Source organism: Ramlibacter sp. (genome assembly GCF_028292805.1).
Taxonomy (GTDB): domain Bacteria; phylum Pseudomonadota; class Gammaproteobacteria; order Burkholderiales; family Burkholderiaceae_C; genus Ramlibacter.
In genome coordinates, this window is the sequence record NZ_JAQGLS010000100.1 from 1 (window position 1) to 4,922 (window position 4,922).

The 4,922-nt window shown below is 71.2% G+C and carries 7 protein-coding genes and 2 pseudogenes; 2 read left to right on the forward strand and 7 right to left on the reverse strand.

Annotated elements, in window-relative coordinates:
• Positions 1 to 286: 286 nt before the first annotated feature.
• From JWP65_RS05510 to JWP65_RS05520, 3 genes are read right to left on the reverse strand one after another with little or no spacing between them, the layout of a single operon-like run.
• Positions 287 to 916 carry a PolC-type DNA polymerase III gene (locus tag JWP65_RS05510; RefSeq protein ID WP_299761143.1) on the reverse strand — a complete coding sequence of 210 codons (630 nt, stop codon included), beginning with the start codon at positions 914 to 916 and terminating at the stop codon, positions 287 to 289.
• On the reverse strand, positions 913 to 1,167 hold the full coding sequence (locus tag JWP65_RS05515; RefSeq protein WP_299761147.1) for a helix-turn-helix domain-containing protein: 255 nt from the start codon (positions 1,165 to 1,167) through the stop codon (positions 913 to 915). The genes JWP65_RS05510 and JWP65_RS05515 overlap by 4 nt, the downstream gene beginning before the upstream one ends.
• 48 nt (positions 1,168 to 1,215) lie before the next feature.
• Positions 1,216 to 1,485, reverse strand: coding sequence for a GIY-YIG nuclease family protein (locus JWP65_RS05520; protein ID WP_299761150.1), 270 nt, complete (start codon positions 1,483 to 1,485; stop codon positions 1,216 to 1,218).
• A 39-nt stretch (positions 1,486 to 1,524) separates the two neighbouring features.
• On the opposite strand from JWP65_RS05520, the gene JWP65_RS05525 reads away from it, so the two are divergent.
• Positions 1,525 to 2,034, forward strand: coding sequence for a nucleoside 2-deoxyribosyltransferase (locus tag JWP65_RS05525; protein ID WP_299761153.1), 510 nt, complete (start codon positions 1,525 to 1,527; stop codon positions 2,032 to 2,034).
• A 17-nt stretch (positions 2,035 to 2,051) separates the two neighbouring features.
• Entirely contained in the window at positions 2,052 to 2,306 is a 255-nt protein-coding gene (locus JWP65_RS05530; protein ID WP_299761156.1) for a hypothetical protein, read from the forward strand.
• Between the two features lie 36 nt (positions 2,307 to 2,342).
• Here the strand turns inward: JWP65_RS05530 and JWP65_RS05535 are convergent.
• The 4 genes and pseudogenes from JWP65_RS05535 to JWP65_RS05550 form a co-directional block, all read right to left on the reverse strand.
• Positions 2,343 to 3,172: pseudogene (locus tag JWP65_RS05535) on the reverse strand (NAD(P)-dependent oxidoreductase).
• Between the two features lie 45 nt (positions 3,173 to 3,217).
• On the reverse strand, positions 3,218 to 4,012 hold the full coding sequence (locus tag JWP65_RS05540) for an MATE family efflux transporter (RefSeq protein ID WP_299761160.1): 795 nt from the start codon (positions 4,010 to 4,012) through the stop codon (positions 3,218 to 3,220).
• A 77-nt stretch (positions 4,013 to 4,089) separates the two neighbouring features.
• Positions 4,090 to 4,503, reverse strand: a pseudogene (locus JWP65_RS05545) (MATE family efflux transporter); the annotation flags it as partial.
• A 77-nt stretch (positions 4,504 to 4,580) separates the two neighbouring features.
• A partial coding sequence (locus JWP65_RS05550) for a DUF2239 family protein (protein WP_299761163.1) occupies positions 4,581 to 4,922 on the reverse strand: 342 nt, incomplete at its 5' end.

The following is a 4,922-nucleotide window of genomic DNA, read 5'->3' on the forward strand; positions in this document are numbered from 1 at the left end:
TGGTGCGCCCTGGGCGGCCGGGGCGGCCAGGGCGGTCGGGGCCGGCGGGGCCGCCGGCGTGCGCAGCATCTCCTCCACCTTGCCGGCGCCGGCGTCGAAACCCAGCTTGTCGAGGATCTTGCTGAAAAAGCCCATGGTCGTTCTCCCTTGTGGATGGCGTACGTCCGGCCGCCGCATGCGGACGGATCGCAACCCCACACGGTAGCGCCTTGCGACGGCGCGCGGTGGCGTGGGCGACGTGACGCGGCGTGGGCCTACAAGCCGGCGCAGGCGCCGGCCGCCCCGCTCACCGCTCCCGCAGCCCCTCGAAATATCCGGCGATGGTCTTGGGCACGGCCTTGCGCTGGCAGCGCTGCACCTTCATCAGCAGGTCGTGCGGCGCGTGCTCCACCTCGTAGTCACGCTGGATGTCGCCCTGGATCTGCCCCAACAACGATGCTGCCACTTCGGCGTCGGCCATCGCCCGGTGGGCGCGGCCCGCCGAGGGCAGCGCGTGAAAGGATGCGAGAGTCCCCAGCCGGTAGTTGCCGGCCTGCGGATAAAGCCGGCGCGACAGCAGCATGGTGCAGGCGAACGGATGGTCCACGCGGACGGCGCCGCCCAGCCGGCCCAGCTCCGCGGCCCAGAAGCGCTGGTCGAAGCAAGCGTTGTGCGCCACCATGGGCGCGTCGCCGACGAAGCGCGCGGCCTGCGCCATCACCTCGGCGGCCGGCGGCGCCGCCTGCACCATCGCGTTGCTGATGCCGGTGTAGTCTTCGATGAACGAGGAGATGCGCACCCCCGCGTTCATCAGCGACTGGAAGCGCCCGACCACCTTGGTTCCCTCCAGCAGCACGATGGCGATCTCGGTGGCCCGGTCGCCCATGGTCGGCGACAGCCCGGTGGTTTCGAAGTCGATGACGGCGATCGGTTTCATGCGGCCGGCTCCTCCAGCCTGGCGGCGATGCCGTAGAGGGCCAGCATGCCCAGCACGTGGCCGATGGCCACGCCCGGCTCGCCCGCTTCGATCCGGGCTATGGTCTGCACGTGCACGCCCAGCCGGGTGGCAGCGACGGCCTGGCCGTCGCCGGCGCCGGTGCGCGCCAGCTTCGCTGCGGCCCCCATGTCCTTGATCGCCTGAAGGGCGCCGCCGTGGATGTCCGCGGAGATCCGCTTGCCTTGAGCCATCCGGGGATTGTCGCCGCACCCGGCATCCCGGCAGCGCGGCCCCTTGCCCTAAGCGCGCGCCGGCGCGAAGAACGCCAGCTTCGCCGAGCGCGGCAAGGCCTTCAGCCGCAGCTCCGCCCGCAAGGCGTCGCCCTTGCTGGCGTACTCGCGCGCCGCCAGCACCCGCAGCGGCGGCCGCGCCCGCGTGAACTTCGCGCCCAGCCCGAACACGTGCTGGAAGAAGCGCCGCTCCACGTCGAGCGCGATCCCTGCGTAGTACACGCCGTCCTCGCATTCCAGGAGGTAGAGCCAGTAGGGAGCGGGCTGCGGATCGGGCACGGCCGATTGTCGCCCGGGCCGGGGCGCGACAATCGGGCCATGAGCATCCAGCGCATCTATCTCGCCGGCCCGGACGTGTTCCGGCCAGACGCCGCGGCGCATGGCCGACGCCTGGTGGCCCTGTGCGCCGACCACGGTTTCACCGGCGTGTTCCCGCTGGAGGAATCGCTGCCGGCCGACCTGCCCAGCCCGCCAGCAGTGGCGCAGCGCATCTACCAGGCCAACATCGCGCGCCTGGAGACCTGCGACGCTGTTCTGGCCAACCTGGACTTCTTTCGCGGGCCGGAACCGGACAGCGGCACCTGCTTCGAGGTCGGCTACGCGGTGGCGCGCGGCAAGCCCGTGGTCGGCTACATCGCGCACGGCGGCAGCTTCGCGCAACGGATCCGGCAGCGTTTTCCGCAGGCGGTCGGCACCGGCCTGGTCGACGCGCACGGCTGGCAGCTGGAAGAATTCGGGCTGCCGCTGAACCTGATGCTGGGCGTGCCTTGCCGCATCGTGGTCGGCGACGCGCGCGCGGCCCTGGCCGTGCTGCGGGAGCAGGCCTGACGCCGTACATTCCAGCCATGCCCGAACCGCTCATCACCACCACTGTCTACCAGCTTTACCCGTCGCCGCGCAACCCGCACCGCGAGCTGTTCGCGCACGAGGTGTTCCTGCCCTACCCCTACGCCCTCGTCGATCCGCCCAGCTACGGGCCCAAGGGCCGCTGGAGCCTGTTCTCGGCCCGGCGCCTGGCCGACGGCAAGAACGGCCAGCTGGTCACCTTCGAGCTGGAAGCGGACGCAGTCAAGTTCACGGCGCGCTTTTCGCCGGACTGAGCGACCGATCCCGTCGTCCGGGTGAAGCGTTCGGCGTCAGCCCTGCTTTGCCGGCAGCGTGATGCCGGGGAAGATCGTGATCACCGCGCTGTCGCCTTCCGCGGCGTGGCCGGCAAGTGCTGGCCTGCATGAACATCTGGTGCGCGGTGGCCGACAAGGGCAGCGGAAACTTGCTGGCGCGCCCGGTGGCGAGCACCAGGCCGAGGTCTTGGACGAAGATGTCCACCGCCGACAGCGGCGTGTAGTCGCCGGCCGGCATGGGCCATCCGGTTCTCGAACATCCAGTGTTGCCCGCGCTGTTGGTGATCACCTCGTACAGCGCCGCCGCATCCACGCCATCGCGCAGCCCGAACGCCATCGCTTCGGCCGCGGCGGCAATATGCACGCCCGCCAGCAGCTGGTTGATGATCTCGACCTTGCTGCCATTGCCGGCGCGGCCACCGAGCCGGTAGACCTTTGGCCGCCATCGGGTCCAGCGCGGCCCGCCTGGCATAGGCGGCGGGCACGCCGGCCGTCATCATGGTCATATCGCCGCTGGCCGCCTTGGCCGCGCCGCCGGAGATCGGCGCGGCCAGGTACAGCAGCCCGCGCTCGGCCAGCCGCTGCTCCAGGGCCGCCGACCACTGCGGCGCAACGGTCGAACACATCACGAACCGCGCGCCCGGCCGCAGCGCCGCGCTCGCCGAACACGACCTGCCCGGTCTGGGCCGCGTTGACCACCACGCTGACCCCGACGTCGCAGTGCTGGGCCACGTCGGCGGGGGCCAGGCAGGCGCCGCCACCGCCAGCAGCGAAGGCGGCAGCCGCTTCTGGCCGGACGTCGCACACAGGCACATTGCAGCGGCCCGGCGCAACGAGCCGGCCATGCCGCGCCCTTGGCGCCCAGGCCGATCAGGCCGCTGCTGGTGGCGTCATCCTTGACTGGATCGTAGCGCCTGGACGCGGCAAGCCCGGGCCCGTTCAGACCATCCGCGCGATCGTCTTGCGGCGCCAGACCAGCTGGTAGTACGTCGCCTGCATCGCCAGCATGGCGACGAACGTGATGGGGTACGCCATCCAACGCCGTTCAGGCCGACGGCGCTGCTCAGCACCCAGGCGGACGGCACCTCGATGGCCACGATGCAGAACACCGAGATCGCGGCCGGCACCGGCACCGTGCCGCTGGCACCCATCACGCCGCCCAGCACCGACACGAAGCCAAACACCAGGCGGCTCCACAGCATGATGTGCAGCAGCGTCTGCGCCAGCGCGATCACCGGCGCGCTGGTGATGAACAGCGCGATCGGGTGGCCCGAGAACAGGTACCCGAGCAGGACCAGCGTGCCCGTGATCACCAGGTTCATCTTCAGGCCGGTGCGCGTGATCGCCCGCAGCTTGCCCGGGTTGTCCGCGCCGATGGCCTGAGCCCCGAGAATCGACGCCGTGATCGCGATCGACAGCGCCGGGAACTGCACGTAGTTGACCGTCTGCACGCCGGTCGGCAGCCCGAGCTTGACCACCAGCCTGAGCAGCGCCGGATCGATGCCCAGCGCCGCCAGCAGTTCGCGGTCGGGCGCCAGCGGATGCTGGTGGCGCCGCATGTGCCACGCCAGGAAAGCCAGCGCCACGCTGAACGAGGCGATCGTCGCCACCGCCGCGCTGGTGACGCCCAGCTGCGGCAAGCCGAACCAGCCGCGGATGAAGGCGGCCGTGAGCGCGCAAGACACAGCCGTGGAGATAGGGCCAGCAGCGGCGTCACGGTGTCGCCCACGCCGCGCATCAGCTGGGTCAGCTGGGTCAGCAGGGTCAGCAGGATGAAGACCAGCAGCCCCGGCAGCGCGAGCATCATCATCCGGGCATAGCCGACGGCGATGGGCAGCACGTCGGGCGGCGTGCCCAGCGCCCGCAGCAAGGCTTCGGTGAAGCCGCCGCCGAACAACGCCACCAGCAGCCCGAGCCCGAGGCCCAGCGCGAGCGCGGTGCCCGCGATCGCCTTCAGATCGCCTTCACCTTGTGCGGCCGGCCCGCGCGCCAGGCCTGCCCGATCAGCACCGACGCCCCGGCGCCCCGGCGCCGATCCCGATCACCAGCGAGATGAAGAAGACAGGATGGGAAACAGGCCTGACACCGCGGCCAGTGCCTGCGTGCCCAGCATCTGGCCGACGAACACGTTGGTCAGCGTGCCCGCGAGCGACTGCAGCAGGTTGGCCAGGATCATCGGGCCCAGCAACAGCAGGAAGGTGCGCCACAGCGGCAGCGCTCCATCCGCTGTCCTCCCCGAAAGCTTTGCCTTGTTCACCGCGTCTTGCCGTCTTCGCTGAACGCGCCCGCCGCCATGGCCTGCGCGTGCTCACGCACGTCCTGCGGCCAGGCGGCCGCGAATTCGGCGAACCGCGCCGCGTCGCCCGCGAACAAGGCGCGCAAGGCCTCCTCGAACCCCGGCAGGTTGCCCGCGACGGCATTCAGGAAGCGGTACGCGCGCTCCCGTGCGGCCCGCATCGCATCCGCGCCGCCGGCGCCGCGGCGCGCCTCGTCCACCAGCCGGCGCAGCGTCACGGAGGCACCGCCAGGTTGCGCGGCGAGCCAGTCCCAGTGGCGGGGCAGCAGGGTCACCTCGCGCGCGACCACGCCCAGTTG

Bases quoted from the DNA above. Each gene is read 5' to 3' on its own strand.
- JWP65_RS05510 (WP_299761143.1), bottom strand. From the start codon at position 916: ATGAAACCGATCGCCGTCATCGACTTCGAAACCACCGGGCTGTCGCCG.
- JWP65_RS05530 (WP_299761156.1), top strand. From the start codon at position 2,052: ATGCCCGAACCGCTCATCACCACCACTGTCTACCAGCTTTACCCGTCG.
- JWP65_RS05525 (WP_299761153.1), top strand. From the start codon at position 1,525: ATGAGCATCCAGCGCATCTATCTCGCCGGCCCGGACGTGTTCCGGCCA.
- JWP65_RS05515 (WP_299761147.1), bottom strand. From the start codon at position 1,167: ATGGCTCAAGGCAAGCGGATCTCCGCGGACATCCACGGCGGCGCCCTT.